Source organism: Streptomyces sp. NPDC046977 (assembly GCF_040644455.1).
Lineage (GTDB): Bacteria > Actinomycetota > Actinomycetes > Streptomycetales > Streptomycetaceae > Actinacidiphila.
Genome location: NZ_JBEYWO010000002.1, coordinates 238,051 through 259,813 on the forward strand (window position 1 = coordinate 238,051; position 21,763 = coordinate 259,813).

A 21,763-nucleotide genomic window follows, 5' to 3' on the forward strand; every position below is an offset into this window, starting at 1 on the left:
GCGTTGGTACTTTTGGCGCGTGACGACTATCGCCCTGGGCCCGCAATGGCTCGACCCCGATTACCTCATCTCGTCCGCGGGCCTGATCGGCCTGCTGGCGATCGTGTTCGCCGAGTCGGGTCTGCTCATCGGGTTCTTCCTGCCCGGTGACTCCCTGCTGTTCACCGGTGGCCTGCTGGTGGCCGGCGGCAAGCTGGACTGGCCGATCTGGGCCGTCTGCCTGCTCGTCGTGATCGCCGCCGTCGCCGGTGACCAGGTCGGCTACCTCTTCGGCCGCAAGGTCGGCCCCTCGCTCTTCCGCCGCCCGGACTCCAAGCTCTTCAAGCAGGAGAACATCGAGAAGGCGCACGAGTTCTTCGAGAAGTACGGTGCCAAGTCGATCGTCCTGGCCCGCTTCGTGCCGATCGTGCGGACGTTCACGCCCATCGTGGCCGGCGTCAGCCGGATGAACTACCGCACCTTCGTCACCTACAACATCATCGGCGGCACCCTGTGGGGCGCGGGCGTGACGCTGCTCGGCTACTGGCTCGGGCAGATCGCCTTCGTGCGCGAGCACATCGAGCTGATGCTGGTCGCGATCGTCGTGCTGTCGGTCGTGCCGATCGCCATCGAGTTCCTGCGGGCCCGCGCGGCCGCGAAGAAGGCCCCGCCGCGGCCGGAGTCCCCGGCCGACGGCGCCGGGCCGGCGCAGCCGCCGGTCCAGAGCCCCACCGCCTCCGGCGGCGGGCGCCACCGCGCGAACCGGCGTTAGCGTCCGGGGCCGACGGGCAGTCGAAACGCAGTGCCTGGGGGAGGGTGGTGACACCCTCCCCCTGCCGTACCCGGAGGGTGGGACCACCGAGAGGCCGAGTGGAGGAACGACCGTGACGCACCAGGAGGAGCCCGGGCAGCAGACCGGCGGCTCGGAGTTCACCCCGCCGCTCGGGGTCGAGCTGCCCCGGCCCGAACCGCAGGGTTCCGCCTTCACGCGCCCGAAGACCTCCCCGCAGTTGTCGCACCCGGCGTTCACGCCCCCCGAGGGCATCCCGGTGGTCAGCCTCTCCAAGGAGGCCCCCTGGCCGGACCGCATGCGGACGATGCTGCGCATGCCGCTCGGCGAGCGGCCGGCGCCGGAGCAGCCCGGTACGCAGCCGGAGGCCGGTGCCGGACCGCCCGTGCCGCGCGTGCTCGACCTGACGCTGCGCATCGGGGAGCTGCTGCTCGCCGGCGGCGAGGCGGCGGAGGACGTCGAGGCCGCGATGCTGGGCGTGGCCCACGCGTACGGGCTCGGTCGCGTCGAGCCGACCGTGACCTTCACCCTGCTGAGCATCTCGTACCAGCCCTCGCTGGTGGACGCGCCCGCCACCGCCAACCGCACGGTGCGCCGCCGGGCCACCGACTACACGCGCCTGGCGGCCGTGTTCCGGCTGATCAACGACATCACGGCGGCCGACCTCACCCTGGAGGACGCCTACCGCCGTCTCGCGCTGATCCGCCGCAACCGCCACCCCTACCCCGGCTGGCTGCTGACGGCCGCCGCCGGGCTGCTCGCGGGCGCGGCGAGCCTCCTGGTGGGCGGCGGTGGCCCGGTGGTCTTCGCGGTCGCGGCGCTCGGGGCGATGCTGGGCGACCGGCTGGCGTGGCTGTGCGCGGGGCGCGGGCTGCCGGAGTTCTACCAGTTCGTCGCCGCGGCCATGCCGGCCGCCGCGCTGGGCGTGCTCATCGCCCGCTACGGCCACGAGCTGCCCGGCACGGGCACGCTCCAGGCCTCCTCCGTCATCACCGGTGGCCTGTTCGCGCTGATCCCGGGGCGGGCCCTGGTGGCGGCCGTGCAGGACGGCCTGACCGGCTTCTACATCACCGCCTCGGCCCGGCTGCTGGAGGTGATGTACCTCTTCACCGGCATCGTCGTCGGCGTCACCCTGATTCTGTACGCCGGGGTCAGCCTGGGCGCCGAGCTGGACCCCGACCAGGCGCTGCGCGCGTACGAGAACCCGCCGCTGCAACTGGTGGCGGCGATGGTGCTGAGCCTGGCGTTCGCGGTGCTGCTCCAGTGCGAGCGCGGCGTGCTGCTGCCGGCGGCGCTCAACGGCGGAGTGGCCTGGACGGTCTACGCGGCGCTGCACCAGAGGTCGGCCGGCATCGGGATGTCGCCGGTGGCGGCGACCGCCGTCGCCGCGGGGCTGGTGGGGCTGTTCGGGCAGATGCTCTCCCGCTACCGCTTCGCCTCCGCGCTGCCGTACGTGACGGCGGCGATCGGGCCGCTGCTGCCCGGCTCCGCGACGTACTACGGACTCCTCGGACTCACCCGGGGCCATCTGGACCAGGGCTTCGCCTCGCTCACCAAGGCCGCCGCGCTGGCGCTCGCGGTGGCCATCGGAGTGAACCTCGGCGGTGAGACGGTGCGGCTGTTCCTGAGGCTGCCCGGTGGCGCTGACCAGGCACGACGCCGCGCGGCGGCGAAGCGGACGCGCGGATTCTGAGCCCTGCGGCCGCACGGACGGCCGTTCCTGATGATGTGTCGGGAAATCTGATGTTAACTGTCCGTATCGTGGTCGTAGTTGACTGTAATCATTCCCACGGGTTTCACTGCATACGTTGCTGTCCGATCCGGGGCAAAAATGAACTTTTCGGAGGCGAGGAGCCTTGGCTGACGAGCTGTTGAGCCCACTGGATCTCGCCTTCTGGAACCTCGACTCACCGGGCCATCCCATGTACCTGGGTGCCGTCGCCGTCTTCGAGCGGGACCCGGAGCACCCGGTGGACGCCGAGGGCCTGGCGGCCCTGATCACCGCGCGCGCCGAGAACGCCCCGCGCATGCGCCAGCGCGTGCGCGACGTCTGGTACGGCGTCGGCGGCGCCGCCTGGGCCCCCGACGAGCACTTCGACGTCCGGCGCCATGTGCACGCCGTCCGCCGCGCGGACACCTCCGCGGCCGTCGCCGAACTGATGTCCCGTCCGATGGACCGCGAGCACCCGCCGTGGGAGGTCTACGTCATCGAGGGCGCCCCCGACGCGCCCGTCTCCGTGCTCGTCAAACTGCACCACGCGCTGGCCGACGGCCTGCGCGCGGTGGAGTTCGGGGCGGTCCTGCTCGACCAGGGCGCACGCCCGGCGCCCACGACCGCCCCGGCGCAGCGCGTCGAGGGCGGGAACGCGCGCCCCGCCGCCGTCCCGGCGCCGCCCGCGCCCCGGCAGCCGGCCGGCCTCCATCTGCCCGCGCTGCCGGGTCTGCCGGGTCTGCCGGGCCTGGCTGGCCTTCCGGGGCTTCCGGCGCTCCCCGACCCGCGCCAGGTGGTCGCCTCCCTGCCCTCACGGATGCGCGAGGCGGGCCGGGCGCTGGGCATCGGCTCCGCGGTGCTGCGGGCCTCGCTCGACCCCGGCGGCCCGGCCGCGCTCGGTGCCGCGCCGCGGCACGGCGGCGCGCCCCGCCGCTTCGCCGGGGCCTCGCTCGACGTGGACGACATGCACCGCGTGCGCAAGACCAGCGGCGGCACCGTCAACGACGTCGTCATGGCCGTCGTCGCCGGCGCCCTGCGGCGCTGGATGGAGTCGCGCGGCGACGACCCGGACGGGCCGGGCCCGCGGGCGCTGATCCCCGTGGCGCGCCGCCGCCGCAAGGGCGTGCGCGGCGGCCGGGGCAACCGCATCTCCGGCTACCTGCTGCGGCTGCCGGTCGGCGAGGCCGACCCGCTGGCCAGGCTGCGCGGCGTGCGCGAGGGCATGGACCGCAACAAGGCCGCCGGGCCCGACACCGGCCCCGGGGCGGTGGCGCTGCTCGCCGACAGCGTGCCGCCGCTCGCGCACCGCTTCGCGGCGCCGCTGCTGGCCGCCTCCGCGCGGCTGCTGTTCGACGTGCTGGTCACCAACGTGCCGATGCTCGACGTGCCGCTGACGCTCGACGGCTGCCGGATGACCGAGCTGCACCCGATTGCCCCGCTCGCCCGCGGCCAGTCGCTGGCCGTGGCCATCTCGACCTACCGCGGCCGGGTGCACATCGGGCTCTTCGCGGATGCCACCGCCGTGCCGGACGCGGACGCGCTGGCCGCCGCGCTGCACGGCTCCCTGGCCGAACTGCTGGCGGCCTGCGGCGAGGGCGAGGACGGTCCGCGGCGGCAGCCCTGAGCACACACGAGGGCGGCGCGCCCCGGCAGGGAGCGCGCCGCCCTCGGCACGGGCACGGCGTCAGTGGCCGCCGTGCTCCTTCAGACGCTTGTAGGACGCCTCGATCTCGGCCTCGGCATCGGCGCGGCCGACCCAGTTGGCGCCCTCGACGGACTTGCCGGGCTCCAGGTCCTTGTAGACCTCGAAGAAGTGCTGGATCTCCAGGCGGTCGAACTCGGAGACGTGGTGGATGTCGCGCAGGTGCTCCACGCGCGGGTCGGAGGCCGGCACGCACAGCAGTTTGTCGTCGCCGCCGGCCTCGTCCGTCATGCGGAACATGCCGATGGCGCGGCAGCGCACCAGGACGCCGGGGAAGGTCGGCTCGTCCAGCAGGACGAGGGCGTCCAGCGGGTCGCCGTCCTCGCCGAGGGTGTTCTCCACGAAGCCGTAGTCCGCCGGGTAGACGGTCGAGGTGAACAGGTGCCGGTCCAGGCGGATACGACCGGTCTCGTGGTCCACTTCGTACTTGTTCCGGGAACCCTTCGGGATCTCGATCGTGACGTCGAACTCGAGCACAGCCTGTCCTCCATGATCAGCACATACTTCTGGTGATTAAGTGTCTCCCACGCTTGTGTGTGGTCGCGAAAGGGGCTGGTCCGGGGTGCCCGTCTCCAAGAACTGGCAGGTGGTGGCGGGGTCGACCGCCGCCGGCCTCGCCGTGGCGCTGACAGCGGTGGCCCTCGCGGGACCGTGGGAGTCAGGTCAGCGTACGGCCGAAAGGGTGAGAGCCGCCTCCCGGGAGGGAAAGCCCGGGGAGCGGGCTGCGGCCGGGCAGCCGCCAAGGAAGGCCGCGGGAGGCCGCAAGGGGGCCGCCGTGCCCGTCCCGGCGCCCGCGGTGCTCGCGGCGGCCGCGGGCACGCGAGGGGCCGTGCCACCGGGCGGCGGGGGCCTCGCCGGCCGGCTCGCCCCGCTGCTCAAGGACCGGGCGCTCGGCCCGCTGACCACCGGCGCGGTCGTCGACGCGGCCACCGGTGAGGGCATCTGGGGCCACCGGGAGACCGCCGCGGCCGTGCCCGCGTCCACGACGAAGATCGCCACGGCGGTCGCCGCGCTGTCGCTGCTCGGGCCCGACCACCGGCTCACCACCGGTGTCGTCGCGGACGGCGACGACCGTGTCGTGCTGGTCGGCGGGGGCGATCCCACCCTCACCGCGCGCAAGGCGGCCGGCGGCGGCTACGCGGCGGCCTCGCTGCGCACCCTCGCCGACGACACCGCCGGCGCCCTCAAGGCCCGTGGCACGCGCACCGTGCGGCTGTCGTACGACACGTCGCTCTACAGCGGGCCCGCCCTCCACCCCATCGGGCACAACGACAACATCGCCCCGGTCGCCGCCCTCATGGCGGACGAGGGCCGCGTCGACGGCAAGAGCTGGAAGGGCCCGGCGGCCCGCGTCCGGGACCCCGCGGCCAAGGCGGCGACCGCCTTCGCGGGGATGCTCCGCGACCGGGGTGTGAAGGTCACCGGGACGGTCGACCGGCGCTCGGCGCCCAAGGGGAGCGCCGCCGACCGGCTGGCCGTGGTGCGCTCGGCGCCGCTGTCCGACCTGGTCGAGCGGATGCTCACCAACAGCGACAACGACATCGCCGAGGCCCTGGCCCGGCACACCGCCCTCGCCGCCGGGCTGCCCGGCTCCTTCGGCGGCGGGGCGCAGGGCATCTCCTCCGCCCTGCGCGAGCTGGGGGTCCCGCTCAAGGGGGCCCGGTTCACCGACGGCAGCGGTCTCAACCGGGCCGACCGGCTCACCGCCGACCAGCTCGCCCGGCTGCTGGTGCTGGCCGGCGACCCCGAGTACCCCGAGCTGCGGCCCACTCTGACGGGCCTGCCGGTCGCCCATTTCACCGGCTCGCTGAAGGAACGCTTCACCGCGGGCGACGCCGACGGCGGCATGGGCGTCATCCGCGCCAAGACCGGCACCCTCACCGGGGTCAACACCCTGGCCGGCACCGTCGTGAACGCCGACGGCCGGCTCGTCACGTTCGCCTTCCTCACCAACGGGACCACCAGCCCCGCGTCGGCGCAGCGCGCCCTGGACCGGCTGGCCTCTGCTGTGGCCCGATGCGGTTGCCGCGGCTGACCCGACACCCCGCGAACGCTCCCGGGCGCGGGGGACAGCACGTACCGTGAAGGAATGACGAGCATCGGTGGTGCGGAGATGGTCGACTGGAACCTCGCGGTCGCGACCGCGACCCGCTTCGTGCGGCCCGGGCCCGAGGTCAGCCGGGACGAGGCGCGCGCGGTGGTCGCGGAACTGCGCGGGTACGCGAAGGAGTCGGAGGCCCACGTACGGGCGTTCACGCGGATGTTCGGGGACGAGGAGCCCACGGACGCCGGGACGCCCGTCCTGATCGTGGACCGCCCCGGATGGATCAAGGCCAATGTGGCCGGCTTCCGCGAGGTGCTGAAGCCGCTGCTGGACAAGATGCAGGCCCGCAAGCCCGGTGGCCCCGGCGGCGCCGTGCTCGGGACCGTCGGCGGCAAGGTGACCGGGGTCGAGGTCGGGATGTTGCTGAGCTTCCTGGCCTCGCGGGTCCTCGGCCAGTACGAGACGTTCGCCCCGGCGTCCCGGGACATGCCCGCCGGCCCCGCCGTGCCAGGACCGGGCGAGCCGCGCACCGGACGGCTGCTGCTGGTGGCCCCCAACATCGTCCACGTGGAGCGCGAACTCGACGTGGACCCGCACGACTTCAGGCTCTGGGTGTGCCTGCACGAGGAGACCCACCGCACGCAGTTCACGGCCGTCCCGTGGCTGCGCGACCACATCGAGCAGGAGGTGCAGGCCTTCCTCGGCGAGACCGAGATCGACCCCTCCACGCTGATCGAGCGGCTTCGCGAGGCGTTCCAGTCCTTCTCCGGCGGCCGCCCCGAGGCCGAGGAGGAGGCGATCGACGCCGCGCCCGGGGACGGCCCCAGCCTGATCGACCTCGTGCAGACCCCGAACCAGCGGGAGATCCTGGGCCGGCTGACCGCCGTGATGTCGCTGCTGGAGGGGCACGCCGACTACGTGATGGACGGCGTCGGCCCGGACGTGGTGCCGTCGGTGGCCGAGATCCGCGAGAAGTTCCAGCAGCGCCGGCAGAGCGGCGCGGGCCGGCTGGACCAGGCGCTGCGCAAGCTGCTGGGGCTGGACGCCAAGCTGCGCCAGTACCGGGACGGCGAGCGCTTCGTGCGGGCGGTGGTCGACCAGGCGGGCATGGACGGCTTCAACCGGATCTGGACCTCGCCCAACACGCTGCCGACGAAGCTGGAGATCGCCAAACCGGCGGACTGGGTGGCGCGGGTGCACCGCAGGACCGAGACCTGACCCGCCCGGGGCGTTCGCGCCCCGGGCACACCCGTTACCCCACACCGGCCCCAGCCGTTGATCCAGCCGCCCTTTGCCCGTCTTTTCGCCTGCCCTTTCACCCGTCCGAGGGACCGTCGGCGCAGCGTAAGCGTGCAATGCTCGGGTATCGCACGCTGTCTGTCACCATCTAGCTACCCTGCGTCACTCCACCGTCTCCACTGCCTCCACTGCTCCGCCAGTGCTCTTCAGGAGGGAAACCGGACATGGGTCCCCACCCCGCGGTCGCGGCGATACGCCTCGCGGTCCGCCGCGTACTCCAGGACGTCCTGACCGACCACCAGGGCGGCAGCCCGCTGGTGCTCGCCGCCTGCAGCGGCGGCGCCGATTCCATGGCGCTCGCCACCGCGCTCGCCTTCGAGGCCCCCAAGCTCGGCGTGCGCGCCGGCGGTGTGACCGTCGACCACGGTCTCCAGGACGGTTCGGACGTCCGCGCCGTCGACGTTGCCGCCCGCCTGCGCGGCCTGGGCCTGGACCCCGTGGACGCGGTCGCCGTGACCGTGGGCCGCCAGGGCGGCCCCGAGGCCGCGGCCCGCGACGCCCGCTACGCGGCCCTCGACGCCGCCGCGGAGCGCTCCGGGGCGTCCGCCGTGCTGCTCGGGCACACCCGCGACGACCAGGCCGAGACGGTGCTGCTGGGGCTGGCGCGCGGCTCGGGCATCCGGTCGCTGTCCGGGATGCCGTCGGTCAACGGCCGCTACCGCCGGCCGTTCCTGCTGCTCGACCGGGACACGGTCCGCAAGGCCTGCCTGGCCCAGGGCATCGACGTGTGGGAGGACCCGCACAACCACGACCCGGCCTACACCCGCTCCCGCGTCCGCCACGAGGCGCTGCCCGTGCTGGAGAAGTCCCTCGGCAAGGGTGTCGTCGAGGCGCTGGCGCGCACCGCCCAGCTCTCCCGCGACGACGCGGACGCGCTCGACCAGTGGGCCGCCGAGGCGGAACGGTCCGCCGCCGCGGCCGAGGGCGGCCTGGAGATCTCCCGCCTGCTCGTGCTCCCCCCCGCCGTACGCCGCCGGGTCCTGCGCCGCGCGGCCGTCGCCGCCGGTTCCCCGCCCGGTTCGCTCTTCGCCCGCCACATCGAGGAGACCGACCGCCTGCTCACCGCCTGGCGCGGTCAGAAGCCGCTCAACCTGCCGGGCGGAGTCGCCGTCGGTCGGCGCAATGGCAGACTGTTCTTCCAGGCCTTGTAGACCGAGCCGGAAGTTGTACGGGTGAACGAGAACGACATGGGCACCGACCTCGAGAAGGTGCTCATCTCCAAGCAAGAGATCGACGCCAAGCTGGCGGAGCTGGCGGCGAAGATCGACCGGGACTACCAAGGCAAGGACCTGCTCATCGTCGGCGTCCTCAAGGGCGCGGTGATGGTCATGGCGGATCTCGCCCGCACCCTGTCCTCGCACGTGACGATGGACTGGATGGCCGTGTCCTCGTACGGCGCCGGCACCAAGTCGTCCGGCGTGGTGCGCATCCTCAAGGACCTGGACACCGACATCGCCGGCCGCGACGTCCTGATCGTCGAGGACATCATCGACTCCGGTCTGACCCTGTCCTGGCTGATCAGCAACCTCGGCTCGCGCCGTCCGGCCTCGCTGGAGGTCTGCACGCTGCTGCGGAAGCCGGACGCGGCGAAGGTCACGATCGACGTGAAGTACGTCGGATTCGACATCCCGAACGAGTTCGTGGTCGGCTATGGCCTCGACTTCGCGGAGAAGTACCGGAACCTGCCGTTCATCGGCACTCTTGCGCCGCACGTGTACGGCGGCTGAGGCAGGCGGGAACCCTCACGCCCTCCGCGGCGTTGGAGGGTGGTAACGCTGTTTGTTAACGGTCTCCGGCGACTTCGGGTGACAATGCTGGGGTACCGTCCGAAGGTCGGTTCATACACCGGATGCACCGGCGGCTCTCCGGCCGCTGTGCCTCACTGTGGCAGGAGGGACGGGGCGTGATCGCCCCGCATGGATGGACGTGAAGCGCTATTTCCGTGGGCCAGTCATGTGGATCGTGCTGGCTGTCCTCGCCGTGGTCGTATTGATGCAGGTCGTCGGCTCGTCCGGCGGCTACAAGACGGTGGACACCGGCCAGGTCATCGCGGCGATCGACACCAATCAGGCCAAGTCGGCAGAGCTGACCACAGGTGACGAGAGCACCATCAAGGTCCAGCTCAAGGACGGCGCCAAGGTCAACGGCAAGGACCTCGGCTCCTCGAAGATCAAGGCGAGCTACATCGGCGACCAGGGCGTCGACATCGCGAAGACGCTGCAGACGAAGTCGGAGAACGGCCAGCTCCCGCAGGGGTACACCGTCGCTCCCTCGAAGCAGAACGCCTTCGTCGGCATCCTGCTCTCGCTGCTGCCCTTCGTACTGATCGTCGTCGTGTTCCTGTTCCTGATGAACCAGATGCAGGGCGGCGGCTCCCGGGTCATGAACTTCGGGAAGTCCAAGGCCAAGCTGATCACCAAGGACACCCCGAAGACCACCTTCGCCGACGTCGCCGGCGCGGACGAGGCGGTCGAGGAGCTCCAGGAGATCAAGGAGTTCCTCCAGGAGCCGGCCAAGTTCCAGGCCGTGGGTGCCAAGATTCCCAAGGGCGTACTGCTGTACGGCCCGCCCGGAACGGGCAAGACGCTGCTCGCGCGCGCCGTCGCGGGTGAGGCGGGCGTCCCGTTCTACTCGATCTCGGGTTCCGACTTCGTCGAGATGTTCGTCGGTGTCGGTGCCTCCCGGGTCCGTGACCTGTTCGAGCAGGCCAAGGCGAACGCCCCGGCCATCGTCTTCGTCGACGAGATCGACGCCGTCGGCCGGCACCGCGGTGCGGGCCTCGGCGGTGGTCACGACGAGCGTGAGCAGACGCTGAACCAGCTGCTGGTCGAGATGGACGGCTTCGACGTGAAGGGCGGCGTCATCCTGATCGCCGCCACGAACCGGCCCGACATCCTGGACCCGGCGCTGCTGCGTCCCGGCCGTTTCGACCGGCAGATCGCCGTCGACCGTCCGGACCTGCAGGGCCGCCTGGAGATCCTCCAGGTGCACCAGAAGGGCAAGCCGGTCGCGCCGGACGTCGACCTCAAGGCCGTCGCCCGCCGCACTCCCGGCTTCACCGGTGCGGACCTCGCCAACGTCCTCAACGAGGCGGCGCTGCTCACCGCGCGCAGCGACAAGAAGCTGGTCGACAACTCGATGCTGGACGAGGCCATCGACCGTGTCGTGGCCGGCCCGCAGAAGCGCACTCGGATCATGTCCGAGAAGGAGAAGAAGATCACCGCGTACCACGAGGGCGGACACGCCCTGGTCGCGGCGGCTTCTCCGAACAGTGACCCGGTCCACAAGATCACGATCCTGTCGCGCGGCCGTGCCCTGGGTTACACCATGGTGCTGCCGGACGAGGACAAGTACTCCACCACGCGCAACGAGATGCTCGACCGGCTGGCCATGACCATGGGCGGCCGCGCGGCGGAGGAGCTGGTCTTCCACGACCCGACCACCGGTGCCGCGGACGACATCGAGAAGGCCACCACCACGGCCCGAGCGATGGTCACCCAGTACGGCATGACCGAGCGGCTGGGCGCGATCAAGTTCGGGACGAGCGACGGCGAGCCGTTCCTCGGCCGGGAGATGTCGCACCAGCGCGACTACTCGGAAGAGGTCGCCGGGCTGGTCGACGAAGAGGTCAAGAAGCTCATCGAGACCGCGCACAACGAGGCGTGGGAGATCCTGGTCGAGAACCGCGACGTCCTCGACAACCTCGTTCTGGCCCTCCTGGAGAAGGAGACGCTGAACAAGGAGGAGATCGCCGAGATCTTCAAGCAGATCGTGAAGCGTCCGGCGCGTCCGGCCTGGACGGGCTCGTCGCGGCGTACGCCGTCGACCCGCCCGCCGGTGCTCTCGCCCAAGGAGCTCGCCCTGACCAACGGCACGCAGCCGTCGGCCAACGGCACGGCCACCGCGGCCGGCTCGCTGAGCAAGGCGACCGAGAGCGTCGAGCTCCCGGAGGAGCCCGGCACCGAGGGCTGACGCCCCCGGCGTGGCATCGCTCACGCTCACCGGAATGTCCGTCGTGCCCCCCAGGTTTCTATCCTGGGGGGCCGCGGCTTTTCCCGCGTGGCACGGCGTACGAGGAACGAGGCACAGATGACCGACCCGGTGACCCTTGAGGGCGAGCAGAGCCCCATCGGTGAGTTCGACGAGAAACGTGCCGAGAACGCGATCCGCGAACTTCTCATCGCCGTGGGCGAGGACCCCGACCGTGAGGGCCTGCGCGAGACCCCGGCGCGGGTGGCCCGCTCGTACCGGGAGATCTTCGCCGGGCTCTACCAGGAGCCGGAGGACGTTCTGACGACGACCTTCGACCTCGGTCATGACGAGATGGTCCTGGTCAAGGACATCGAGGTGCTCTCCAGCTGCGAGCACCACCTGGTCCCGTTCGTCGGCGTCGCGCACGTGGGCTACATCCCGTCGGCGGACGGCAAGATCACCGGGCTGTCGAAGCTGGCGCGGCTGGTGGACGTCTTCGCCCGCCGCCCGCAGGTGCAGGAGCGGCTGACCACGCAGATCGCGGAGTCCCTGATGCGGATACTCGAACCGCGCGGTGTGATCGTGGTCATCGAGTGCGAGCACATGTGCATGACGATGCGGGGCGTCCGCAAGCCCGGCGCCAAGACCCTCACCTCGGCCGTGCGCGGGCAGTTGCGCGACCCCGCGACGCGGGCCGAGGCCATGAGCATGATCATGTCCCGATGAGCTGATCGCCGGCGGCGTCCGGCGGGCATCCCCCCGGACGGGCAGGTCTCCGGGGGGACACGGTTGTGCGACCGACGGAACCCGCGGGCGGGAGTTCACGTCCTACAGGGCGCACATCTCCGTACGCGAGTCGGGCGTACGGCACATTTCCGCACACTTGGTGGGGCCATGTCTGTCGTCGCAGAGGAAGAGCCCGGCGTACGGGTTTCCCGGGGGGCCGGGCGCAGGCTTCCCGCGGTGCTGCCCGCGGCGGCGTCACCTCGTGCGGTGGGAACCGCGTGTGCGCTCGTCGGGCTGATGGATCTGGCGGCCGGGATCTTCCCGCGGTTCCGGCACAGCCGGATGCACGTGCTGGCCGGGGTGGTCCCCGGGACCGTCACCTCGGTGGCCGCGGCGGCGGCCGTGGTCACGGGCATCCTCGTGCTGATGCTGGCGCACGGCCTCAAGCGGGGGAAGAAGCGCGCCTGGCGGGCCGCGGTGGTGCTGCTGCCGATCGGCGGGGTGGCGCAGGTGCTGCACCGTCACTCCCTGGGCGGGGCGGTGCTGTCGGCGTTCCTGCTGGCCCTGCTCATCCGGTACCGGGCGGAGTTCTCGGCGCTCGGCGACCCGCGCACGCGCTGGCGGGCGGTGGCGGCGTTCGCGGGGCTGAGCGGGCTGAGCGTGCTGCTCGGGCTCGTGATCGTCAGCGCGCACCCGGCCGCGGAGATGGGCGACCCGACGGTGGCGCAGCGCTTCACCGAGGTGCTGTACGGGCTGTTCGGCTTCGACGGACCCGTCAGCTACACCACCGACCAGGCCGCCGATGTCGTCGCGTACTCGCTGGGCGGGCTCGGCTTCCTGACCGCCGCGGTCACCGCGTACCTGGCGCTGCGCCCCGCCCGTCCGGTCGCCGAACTGACCGAGGAGGACGAGGAGCGGCTGCGCTGCCTGCTGGCCCGGCACGGCGCCCGGGACTCCCTCGGGCACTTCGCGCTGCGCCGGGACAAGAGCGTGGTGTTCTCCCCGAGCGGCAAGGCGGCGGTCTGCTACCGCGTGGTGTCCGGGGTGATGCTGGCCAGCGGCGACCCGATCGGCGACGTCGAGGCCTGGCCGGGCGCGATACAGCGGTTCATGGCGGAGGCCCGCGCGCACGCGTGGATCCCCGCGGTGATGGGGTGCAGCGAGACCGGCGGCGAGGTGTGGACCCGGGAGACCGGGCTGGACGCGCTGGAACTGGGCGACGAGGCCGTCGTGGAGACATCGGCGTTCTCGCTGTCCGGGCGGGCCATGCGCAATGTGCGGCAGATGGTGAAGCGGATCGAGCGGGCCGGCTATGTGTGCAAGGTGCGCCGGGTCGGCGAGTTGGGCGAGGACGAACGCGAGACGGTCCGGCGCGCGGCCGACGCGTGGCGGGGCACCGAGACCGAGCGCGGCTTCTCGATGGCGCTGGGCCGCATCGGCGATCCGTCCGACGACGCGTGCGTGGTGGCGACGGCCTACGACGCGGACGGCGAACTGCGGGCGGTGCTGCACTTCGTCCCCTGGGGGGCCGACGGGATGTCCCTGGACCTCATGCGGCGCGACCGCGCCGCCGACCCGGGGCTGAACGAGCTGCTGATTGTCGCGGCGCTGCAACGGGCACCGGAGATCGGGGTGCGGCGGGTCTCGCTGAACTTCGCGATGTTCCGTTCGGCGCTGGCGCGCGGCGAGCGGCTGGGCGCGGGGCCGGTGCTGCGCACCTGGCGCGGGCTGCTGGTCTTCCTGTCGCGCTGGTTCCAGATCGAGTCGCTGTACAAGTTCAACGCCAAGTTCCAGCCCGAGTGGCTGCCGCGCTTCCTGGTCTTCCGCGCCACGAAGGACCTCCCCCGGATCGGCCTGGCCGCGATGCAGGCCGAGGGGTTCGTCACGCTGGCCCTCCCCGTCTGGGCCTCCCGCCGTCTGCGGTGACCGCCGTCCGACACCGCCTAGGCTGACCTCATGGGTACGATGCGCGGCCACGTGGCCGGATTGCCGTCCTGGGACCGGTGCGCGGTCATGGGCGTGGTGAACGTCACGCCGGACTCGTTCTCCGACGGCGGCGAGTGGTTCGACCCGGAGCTGGCCGTCAAGCACGGGCTGGACCTGGTGGCCGCCGGCGCCGACCTGGTGGACGTGGGCGGTGAGTCGACCCGTCCGGGCGCCGCGCGGGTGGACGAGGCGGAGGAGCTGCGCCGGGTCATCCCGGTGGTCAGGGAACTGGCCGGGGCCGGGGTCGTGGTGAGCGTCGACACGATGCGGGCCGCGGTCGCGGAGAAGGCGGTGGAGGCGGGCGCGGCGCTGGTCAACGACGTCAGCGGCGGCCTCGCCGATCCGGCGATGATCCCGGTCGTGGCGGCCGCGGGCAGCCCGTTCGTCGTGATGCACTGGCGCGGCCAGAGCATCGACATGAACAACCGCGCGGTCTACGCCGACGTGGTCGGCGAGGTCACCGGCGAACTGCGGCGCAGCTTCGACGCGGCGGTGTCCGGCGGGATCGCCCCGGAGCGGATCGTGCTCGACCCGGGTCTGGGCTTCGCCAAGGACGCCGAGCACGACCTCGCGCTGATCGCGCACATGGAGGACCTGCGGACGCTGGGCCGCCCGCTGCTGATCGCGGCCTCGCGCAAGCGGTTCCTCGGCCGGGTGCTGGCCGGCGAGGGCGGCGATCCGCCGCCGGCGCGCGAGCGGGACGCGGCGACCGCGGCGGTGACGGCGATCGCCGCGAGCCGGGGGGCGTGGGCGGTGCGGGTGCACGAGGTGCACGACAGTGCGGACGCGGTCCGCGTGGCGAGGGCGATCGAGGGGGCGCGATGAACAAGCGGCGGGAACGGGCCGGAGAACGGCGGGGCGCTGTGGCGCGGGGGGTGTCGCGGTGACGCCGCGCACGGCCGAGGCGGCCCAGGTCGAGCAGGCGAACCAGGCGTTCTACGACGCCGTGGAGCGCTCGGACCTGGACGCGCTGGAGGAGCTGGTGCTGACCGGCCCGCTGGCGGAGACGGTGTCGGTGGTGCACCCGGGGTGGCCGGTGCTGCGCGGGCGCCGCGAGGTGATGCGCTCGTACGCGCTGATCATGGCGAACACCGACTACATCCAGTTCTTCCTGACGGACGTGGAGGTCGCCGTCGACGGGGACACCGCGCTCGTGACGTGCACCGAGAACATCCTCACCGGCGGTCCTGCCGAGGAGGAGGGCGACATGGGCTCGCTGGTGGGCGGTCTGGTGGTGGCCACGAATGTGTTCCGGCGCACACCGGAGGGCTGGCGGCTGTGGGTGCACCACGGTTCCCCGGTCATGGCGGGCGCGGGTGAGGACGACGCGGAGGACGGGGCCGGCGACGACGGCGCCGGGGAGGGCGCGGCCTGAACACCGCCCGCCGCGCCACCTGTTCGTGACCCGTTCGTGGCAAGAAGTCGGCGGAGGCGGAGTAGGCGGCTCCGGTACGGGGTAAGCGCGGGTCGTCCGGACCCCGGCCGGCCCGGTACCGGAGGGCTGTCGGTGGTCGCAGGTAGATTCGAGAAAGGGCGTACTGTTACGTTCCACCCCTCGTCAATTTCGTCCGTCCGTTCGACGACCAGCGGGAGTGCATCGTGGACCGAGTCGCGCTGCGGGGCCTGAGAGCCCGTGGACACCACGGCGTGTTCGAGCACGAGCGCCGCGAGGGCCAGGACTTCGTCGTGGACGTCGTCCTCGGACTGGACACCGCGCCCGCCGCGGCGACGGACGACCTGACGCGGACCGTGCACTACGGGATCGTCGCCGAGGAGGTCGTGGCCGTCGTGCGGGGCGAGCCGGTGGACCTCGTCGAGACCCTTGCCCAGCGGATCGCCGACCAGTGCCTCAAGCACGAGCTGGTCGAGGAGGTGGAGGTGACCGTGCACAAGCCGCAGGCCCCGATCACCGTGCCCTTTGACGACGTGACCGTATCGATCATCCGGAGGCGCCCGTGAGCTACGACCCCACCGTGCAGCCCGTCCCGGCCTCCGTTGTCGCGCAGGTCGACGCGGCGGACTCCACGCTGCAGAACCCCAAGTACGCCGTGATCTCCCTGGGGAGCAATCTCGGCAACCGCCTGGAGACCCTCCAGGGAGCGGTCGACGCGCTGGAGGACACTCCGGGCGTCCGCGTGAAGAAGGTCTCGCCGGTGTACGAGACCGAGCCCTGGGGCGTCGAGCCGGGCTCGCAGCCGAACTACTTCAACGCCGTGGTGCTGATCAGGACCACCCTGCCGCCCTCCTCGCTGCTGGAGCGCGGCCGGGCCATCGAGGACGCCTTCGCCAGGACCCGCACCGAGCGGTGGGGGGCCCGGACCATAGACGTCGACATCGTCGCCTACCAGGGTGTGGTCTCCGAGGACCCGGAGCTCACCCTGCCGCACCCGCGGGCGCACCAGCGGGCGTTCGTGCTGGCTCCGTGGCACGACATCGACCCCGCGGCGGAGTTGCCGGGCGCGGGCCCGGTGGCCGGGCTGCTGGCGGGCGTGGGGCGCGAGTCGGTCTGGTCGCGCGGTGACGTGGAACTCAGACTGCCCGAGTAATCGTTGACGTCTTCGTCGTTGTGTCCGTCGATGTGGGGAGCGAGAACTCGGTGAAGGCGCTGCGTGTCAGGACCCTGGTGGGTCTCTTCGTGGTGGCCGGGGTCCTTTCCTGGGCCGGCGCCAAGCTCTGGGACTCGGTGGGCACGCTGCCGAGCGTGCCCGTGGCCGCCCCCATCGTGCTGGCGCTGATCGCGGTCGTGCTGGCCGCCACCGCGCTGTCGCTGCGGGCCCGGCTGCGGGCCCAGCGCGAGCGGCGCCCCGGCGCCAAGGGGGTGGACCCGCTGCTGGCCGCCCGCGCGGTCGTCTTCGGCCAGGCGAGTGCGCTGGTGGCCGCTCTGGTCGCGGGCATGTACGGCGGCGCGGTCGTCTTCCTGATCATGTACGAGCTCGACAACCAGCCCCGTCGCGACCAGGCGATCTACGGTGGCGCGGCGGTGCTCGCGGGCGTCGCGGTGTGTGCCGCCGCACTCTTCCTGGAACGGGTCTGCCGGCTCCCCGAGGACGACGACGACCACCGCAACGGCGTCATGGGCGACCGCGCGTAGCCCGGTCCCGCATGGCTCGCGTGGTCGGTCAGTAGCCGCGCCTGACGTTCTCCGCGTGGGCGTCCTCCTGCCGACGCGCGCGGCGCCGGCGTTCGACGGACAGCTCGCCCACCGCGTCGTCGACGGCGGCGAGCACGCCCGCCGCCGGATCACCGGCCGGTGGCGCGCCGTCCCGCAGTCCCACCGCCGCCCCGAGGCCGGCCAGGACGGGTTCCTGAGCCGCCCAGCGTTCGGCCGCGCGGCGGCGGGCGGTGGTGTCGCCCGGCACGATCGCCGTTGTGTGCAGGACCACCCAGCGGCGCCGCCGCTTCTCCACCAGTTCGCCCTCCGCCTCCATCGCGGCCAGGTAGACCGATGTGAGGTCCCGGCCCCGCCGCCACAGCCAGTCGGCGACCGTCTCGTACGGTGCCTGGCGGTTCAGCGCCGCCGCCGCGCCGTCCAGCAGCGGGTCCGTCAGGGGGGACCGCTCGCCGGGCACCAGCCGGCCGTCCGCCAGCGTCACGGCTCCGGCGGCCAGGAGGTCGACCGCCTCGGCCCCGGCGAGCGCGAGCGAGAGATCGCCCTGCTCGACGGAGCGGCCGGACGCCGGCTCCGAGGCGGTGATCAGCAAATCCCGCGGTGTGGTCATCTCACGGCTCCCCGCCGGGACGCCGTCCGGCGGCCCTCCCGCCGATTGTCACGCGGCCGCCGTCCGCCCGCCAGTGATCTTCCCCGGCGGACGTCGATCGGAAAGTCCGGCTCATCGCGATCGGCGCCGCACCGGGCCCGTGGAATTCCCCGCGGCGCCTGTCCCGCCCGCCCCACGCGGGCCGAAACAGCAGGTCGGCGCGGGGCCGCGGAATTCGCCGGGTCCGGGGGCCCGTCGTGGCGATGAGCAAGATCGGAATTCTTTGGGCGCGGGCATTCGCGCCACGCATTGTGCCGGGGCGGCTGCCCTCCGTATTTGTCGTTGTATGTTCAGTGAGAAATCGGATGGCGAGGCCCCATGCGACTCACGGGCACGCTAAGTTCCTTGGCATGCCACGTGGACGCCACCGCCATTCCCAACCGCTGCACAGGCTTTTGCCGCCCGTGACGGTCGCCGGTTCCGCCGCGGCCCTCGCGCTCGGTGGTCTGGCGGTCGGTGATCCGGGGCTGCTCCGTGTCTTCGTGTTCGGGGCGGCGGCGTCGGCCGGTGCCGGTGCCTTCCTGCTGCGCAGCTGGGACCGCTCGGCCGGCAAGCAGGTCGCCGACCTCAAGACCGCCCGCGTGCGCGACGAGTGGCGTGCCGACGAGCGCATCGCGGAGCTGGAGGTCGACCTCGAGGACTCCCGCGAACTGCGCGGCAAGCTGGAGAACAAGCTGCGCGGCAAGCGCGCCGAACTGGCCAGGCTGCGCACCGAGCACGCCGATCTGCTGCGCCGCTACGCCACGGCCGAGTCCGAGCGCGCCCGCGCGCTGGAGGACGGCCGGGTCCTGGCCGTGCAGGCCGCCGGTTCCGCCCTGGCGGTGCCGGCGAACGCCCTCGGCCCCACCGCGTACCTGCAGGCCGCCGCGGCACTCAAGGACCTGTCGCGCAACGCCGCCCGCCAGCAGGCCGCCGTCACCGTCCAGGAGGCCCGTCGCCGCGACGTGGCGGACTCCGACGAGCAGCACGGCCGGCACGCCGCCGCGGACGGCGACACGGCCACCGGTGGCGTCCTGGAGCGCCCCGCGGGCAACCCGGCCCTGCCGGTGCGGCAGCCCAAGGCGCTGCCCGCCGTCGCCGCCGCCGTCCTTCCGTACGCCAAGCCGCACAAGCAGGCCTCCCGGACCCAGGGCGGGTTCGACTTCTTCGGCACGGCCAAGAACGCCAAGGGCCAGCCGAAGGAGCTGCCGCCGGGGACGGACGGGGCCGCCGAGGCGGATCTCGCCGACGTCGTCGGGGACGAGGCGGTCGCCGCCCGCGCGGCGTTGCAGTCCGACGCCGCCGCCGAGGCGGGCGCCGAGGTCATCGACCTCACCGCGCACGACGAGACCGAGCAGTTCGACCTCAGCGAGCTGCGCGCCCAGTCCTCGTAGCGCCGCGCCCCGGAGCCGGCGCCCGGGGCGGCGTCACTTGTCGATGTCGCCCACGACGAAGAACATCGAGCCGAGGATCGCCACCATGTCGGCGACCAGCGTGCCCGGCAGCAGCACGGCCAGTGCCTGGATGTTGTTGTAGGACGCCGAGCGCAGCTTCAGCCGGTAGGGCGTCTTCTCGCCCTTGGACACCAGGTAGTAGCCGTTGAGCCCGAGCGGGTTCTCCGTCCAGGCGTAGGTGTGGCCCTCCGGGGCCTTGAGCACCTTGGGCAGCCGCTGGTTGACCGGGCCCGGGGGCAGTTCGGCGATGCGGTCGAGGCAGGCGTCCGCGAGGTCGAGCGCGTTGTGCGTCTGGTGCAGCAGCATCTCGAAGCGGGCCAGGCAGTCGCCCTCGGAGCGGGTCGCCACCTTCAGGGTGTCCTGCAACTGCCCGTAGGCCAGGTACGGTTCGTCGCGCCGCAGGTCGAAGTCGACGCCCGAGGCGCGCGCGATCGGGCCGCTGACGCCGTACGCGTGGACGTCGGCTGCCGGCAGCACCCCGACGCCGCGGGTGCGGCCGCGGAAGATCTCGTTGCCCAGCACCAGGTCGTCGAACGTCCCCATGCGGGAGCGCACTTGGGCCACGGCGGCGCGGGCGCGTCCGTGCCAGCCGTTGGGCAGGTCCTCCTTGAGGCCGCCGACGCGGTTGAACATGTAGTGCATGCGGCCGCCGGAGACCTCCTCCATGACCGCCTGGAGGTCCTCGCGCTCGCGGAAGGCGTAGAAGATCGGCGTGATCCCACCCAGTTCCAGCGGGTACGAGCCGAGGAACATCAGGTGGTTGAGCACCCGGTTGAGTTCCGCGAGCAGGGTGCGGGTCCATACCGCGCGCTCCGGCACCTCCATGCCGAGCATGCGCTCCACGGCGAGGACGACGCCCAGTTCGTTGGAGAACGCGGAGAGCCAGTCGTGGCGGTTGGCCAGCATGATGATCTGCCGGTAGTCGCGGGCCTCGAAGAGCTTCTCCGCTCCCCGGTGCATGTAGCCGACGATCGGCTCGGCCTCGCTGATCCGCTCCCCGTCCAGCTTCAGCCGCAACCGCAGCACGCCGTGCGTCGAGGGGTGCTGCGGGCCGATGTTCAGCACCATGTCCGTGCCCTCGGCGGCGCCGCCGATCCCGATCGTGGTCTCCGTCATGCGCCTAGTTTCCCACCCGTACGGGCCGCTTGTGCGGCCCGGCCCGGCGGGACGGCCAGGCTGAGCCAGAGGAACGCGCCGAGGCCGGTGGGGGCGGTGAGTTCGGCCGCCTGGCCCGCTCCGGCCAGGGCGCGGACATAGCCGGCCGGGTCGGTGGACGCCAACTGGAGCGGGGGGCGGGCGCCCGTGACGCCGAGGGCGCGCAGGGCCTCGCGCTGGGTGGTGAGGACGGCGCCGGGGGCGGCCAAGGCGTCCATGGCCACGTGCGCGGTGATGTCGCTGGAGCCGTCGGGGACGGCGGGCGAGATCTCGCGGCCCTCCCGGAAGGCGGTGAGCGTCCCGTACCGCGGCCGCGCGCCCGCCGTGTGCCCGTAGTCGACCGCGACGGCGAGCCCCGCGTCGAGGCAGTCGGTCGCGTCCGCCCAGGCGGCATCCCGCCACCGGCCGATTTCCGCCCGCGTCCCCTCCTCCGCGCCCGTCAGCGGCCACCAGCGGTCGAGCCACGCGGCGTCGGCGCCGTCCACCGGGCCGCCCAGCCGCTCGGCCCCGTCGCGGGCGCGGACCAGGACGTAACGGGCGACGCCGTGCGCGTCCGTCTCCGCGATGTCGACCGGTACGTTGTCCAGCCATTCGTTGGCGAAGAGCAGCCCGCGCATCCTCCGCGGCGGCTCCGCGCACCACTGGACGCGAGCGTCGAGCCCCGGCGGCCGCGGCGCCTTCTCGACCGCGAAGACCCGCAGCCGGGGGTCGTCGAAGGCCTCCAGAACCCCGCTGACCAGCTCTCCCGCGCCCGCGCCGATGTCGACGAAGGCGAGGTCCCGCGGGTGCCCGAGGTCGGCGTCGACGCGACGCAGCAGTTCCGCGACGGCGCCGGCGAAGAGCGGCGAGGCGTGCACGGAGGTACGGAAGTGGGCTGCCGGACGCTCGCGCCGGAAGAAGCCGCCGGGCCCGTACAGCGCCCGCTCGGTGGCCGCCCGCCACCCCGTCCACTCGTCCGCTTCCCGGGGCGCGCCCCGGGTTGTGTCTTCGGTCACGGCTCCACCGTATGGGCGCATCTCGGAGGGTTCGCGGCCCGCGGCCGCTCAGTGCGGACAGGTAGGGTACCCGGGGCAGGGATGTGTCCGCCCGCGACAGCCGCGGATGAATCGATCATGAACATTGGCCATCCGGAGAGCACACTCCCTTATGCCGGGTCTCCCGGCACTGATAGGGCTGTGCAAGCGATAGGCAGTGGAAGGTGAAGAGCG

At 72.6% G+C, this 21,763-nt stretch carries 20 protein-coding genes; 16 read left to right on the forward strand and 4 right to left on the reverse strand.

The features are described from left to right. Positions 1 to 19 precede the first annotated feature (19 nt). The 3 genes from ABZ883_RS03630 (at position 20) to ABZ883_RS03640 (ending at position 4,104) form a co-directional block, all read left to right on the forward strand. Positions 20 to 751: a VTT domain-containing protein gene (locus tag ABZ883_RS03630; protein WP_360900823.1), complete on the forward strand. Its 732-nt coding sequence runs from the start codon at positions 20 to 22 to the stop codon at positions 749 to 751. A 112-nt stretch (positions 752 to 863) separates the two neighbouring features. After that, positions 864 to 2,462, forward strand: a complete 1,599-nt coding sequence (locus ABZ883_RS03635) for a threonine/serine exporter family protein (RefSeq protein WP_360900826.1) — start codon at positions 864 to 866, stop codon at positions 2,460 to 2,462. Positions 2,463 to 2,625: 163 nt separating this feature from the next. Beyond that, positions 2,626 to 4,104: a wax ester/triacylglycerol synthase family O-acyltransferase gene (locus ABZ883_RS03640; RefSeq protein ID WP_360900829.1), complete on the forward strand. Its 1,479-nt coding sequence runs from the start codon at positions 2,626 to 2,628 to the stop codon at positions 4,102 to 4,104. Positions 4,105 to 4,164: 60 nt separating this feature from the next. Here ABZ883_RS03640 and ABZ883_RS03645 read toward each other — a convergent pair whose 3' ends face one another. Then, positions 4,165 to 4,659, reverse strand: coding sequence for an inorganic diphosphatase (locus ABZ883_RS03645; protein WP_360900832.1), 495 nt, complete (start codon positions 4,657 to 4,659; stop codon positions 4,165 to 4,167). A gap of 298 nt (positions 4,660 to 4,957) precedes the next feature. On the opposite strand from ABZ883_RS03645, the gene dacB reads away from it, so the two are divergent. The 12 genes from dacB (at position 4,958) to ABZ883_RS03705 (ending at position 17,300) form a co-directional block, all read left to right on the forward strand. Continuing rightward, positions 4,958 to 6,217 carry a D-alanyl-D-alanine carboxypeptidase/D-alanyl-D-alanine-endopeptidase gene (dacB, locus tag ABZ883_RS03650; RefSeq protein WP_360900835.1) on the forward strand — a complete coding sequence of 420 codons (1,260 nt, stop codon included), beginning with the start codon at positions 4,958 to 4,960 and terminating at the stop codon, positions 6,215 to 6,217. Positions 6,218 to 6,271: 54 nt separating this feature from the next. After that, positions 6,272 to 7,444: a zinc-dependent metalloprotease gene (locus ABZ883_RS03655; protein WP_360900838.1), complete on the forward strand. Its 1,173-nt coding sequence runs from the start codon at positions 6,272 to 6,274 to the stop codon at positions 7,442 to 7,444. A gap of 245 nt (positions 7,445 to 7,689) precedes the next feature. After that, positions 7,690 to 8,676 carry a tRNA lysidine(34) synthetase TilS gene (gene tilS, locus ABZ883_RS03660; protein WP_360900841.1) on the forward strand — a complete coding sequence of 329 codons (987 nt, stop codon included), beginning with the start codon at positions 7,690 to 7,692 and terminating at the stop codon, positions 8,674 to 8,676. A gap of 36 nt (positions 8,677 to 8,712) precedes the next feature. Then, positions 8,713 to 9,252, forward strand: coding sequence for a hypoxanthine phosphoribosyltransferase (gene hpt / locus ABZ883_RS03665; RefSeq protein WP_319663067.1), 540 nt, complete (start codon positions 8,713 to 8,715; stop codon positions 9,250 to 9,252). A gap of 193 nt (positions 9,253 to 9,445) precedes the next feature. Then, a complete protein-coding gene (gene ftsH / locus ABZ883_RS03670) occupies positions 9,446 to 11,497 on the forward strand; it encodes an ATP-dependent zinc metalloprotease FtsH (RefSeq protein ID WP_360900844.1) in 2,052 nt (683 codons plus the stop codon). 117 nt (positions 11,498 to 11,614) lie between these two features. Continuing rightward, complete coding sequence (gene folE / locus ABZ883_RS03675) at positions 11,615 to 12,223, forward strand: GTP cyclohydrolase I FolE (protein ID WP_360900847.1); 609 nt, start codon at positions 11,615 to 11,617, stop codon at positions 12,221 to 12,223. A gap of 297 nt (positions 12,224 to 12,520) precedes the next feature. Then, entirely contained in the window at positions 12,521 to 14,149 is a 1,629-nt protein-coding gene (locus ABZ883_RS03680; RefSeq protein WP_360901633.1) for a phosphatidylglycerol lysyltransferase domain-containing protein, read from the forward strand. A gap of 30 nt (positions 14,150 to 14,179) precedes the next feature. After that, entirely contained in the window at positions 14,180 to 15,034 is an 855-nt protein-coding gene (folP, locus tag ABZ883_RS03685) for a dihydropteroate synthase (RefSeq protein WP_360900850.1), read from the forward strand. 58 nt (positions 15,035 to 15,092) lie between these two features. Continuing rightward, positions 15,093 to 15,584: a nuclear transport factor 2 family protein gene (locus ABZ883_RS03690; protein ID WP_360900853.1), complete on the forward strand. Its 492-nt coding sequence runs from the start codon at positions 15,093 to 15,095 to the stop codon at positions 15,582 to 15,584. 224 nt (positions 15,585 to 15,808) lie between these two features. Next, positions 15,809 to 16,168 (forward strand): dihydroneopterin aldolase, encoded by a 360-nt coding sequence (folB, locus tag ABZ883_RS03695; protein WP_360900856.1) that lies wholly within the window; start codon positions 15,809 to 15,811, stop codon positions 16,166 to 16,168. Further along, on the forward strand, positions 16,165 to 16,755 hold the full coding sequence (folK, locus tag ABZ883_RS03700) for a 2-amino-4-hydroxy-6-hydroxymethyldihydropteridine diphosphokinase (protein WP_360900859.1): 591 nt from the start codon (positions 16,165 to 16,167) through the stop codon (positions 16,753 to 16,755). The genes folB and folK overlap by 4 nt, the downstream gene beginning before the upstream one ends. A 50-nt stretch (positions 16,756 to 16,805) precedes the next feature. After that, a complete protein-coding gene (locus ABZ883_RS03705) occupies positions 16,806 to 17,300 on the forward strand; it encodes a DUF3180 domain-containing protein (protein ID WP_360900862.1) in 495 nt (164 codons plus the stop codon). A gap of 28 nt (positions 17,301 to 17,328) precedes the next feature. On the opposite strand, the gene ABZ883_RS03710 is transcribed toward ABZ883_RS03705, so the two are convergent. Next, on the reverse strand, positions 17,329 to 17,928 hold the full coding sequence (locus ABZ883_RS03710; RefSeq protein ID WP_360900865.1) for a GPP34 family phosphoprotein: 600 nt from the start codon (positions 17,926 to 17,928) through the stop codon (positions 17,329 to 17,331). Between the two features lie 443 nt (positions 17,929 to 18,371). On the opposite strand from ABZ883_RS03710, the gene ABZ883_RS03715 reads away from it, so the two are divergent. Continuing rightward, positions 18,372 to 19,340, forward strand: a complete 969-nt coding sequence (locus ABZ883_RS03715) for a hypothetical protein (protein ID WP_360900868.1) — start codon at positions 18,372 to 18,374, stop codon at positions 19,338 to 19,340. Positions 19,341 to 19,373: 33 nt separating this feature from the next. Here ABZ883_RS03715 and ABZ883_RS03720 read toward each other — a convergent pair whose 3' ends face one another. Next, the gene (locus ABZ883_RS03720) at positions 19,374 to 20,516 is read right to left on the reverse strand and encodes an NADH-quinone oxidoreductase subunit D (RefSeq protein WP_360900871.1); all 1,143 of its coding nucleotides are present in this window, start codon (positions 20,514 to 20,516) and stop codon (positions 19,374 to 19,376) included. Continuing rightward, positions 20,513 to 21,550: an SAM-dependent methyltransferase gene (locus ABZ883_RS03725; protein ID WP_360900874.1), complete on the reverse strand. Its 1,038-nt coding sequence runs from the start codon at positions 21,548 to 21,550 to the stop codon at positions 20,513 to 20,515. Before ABZ883_RS03725 ends, ABZ883_RS03720 begins: the two co-directional genes overlap by 4 nt. Between the last annotated feature and the right edge of the window lie 213 nt (positions 21,551 to 21,763).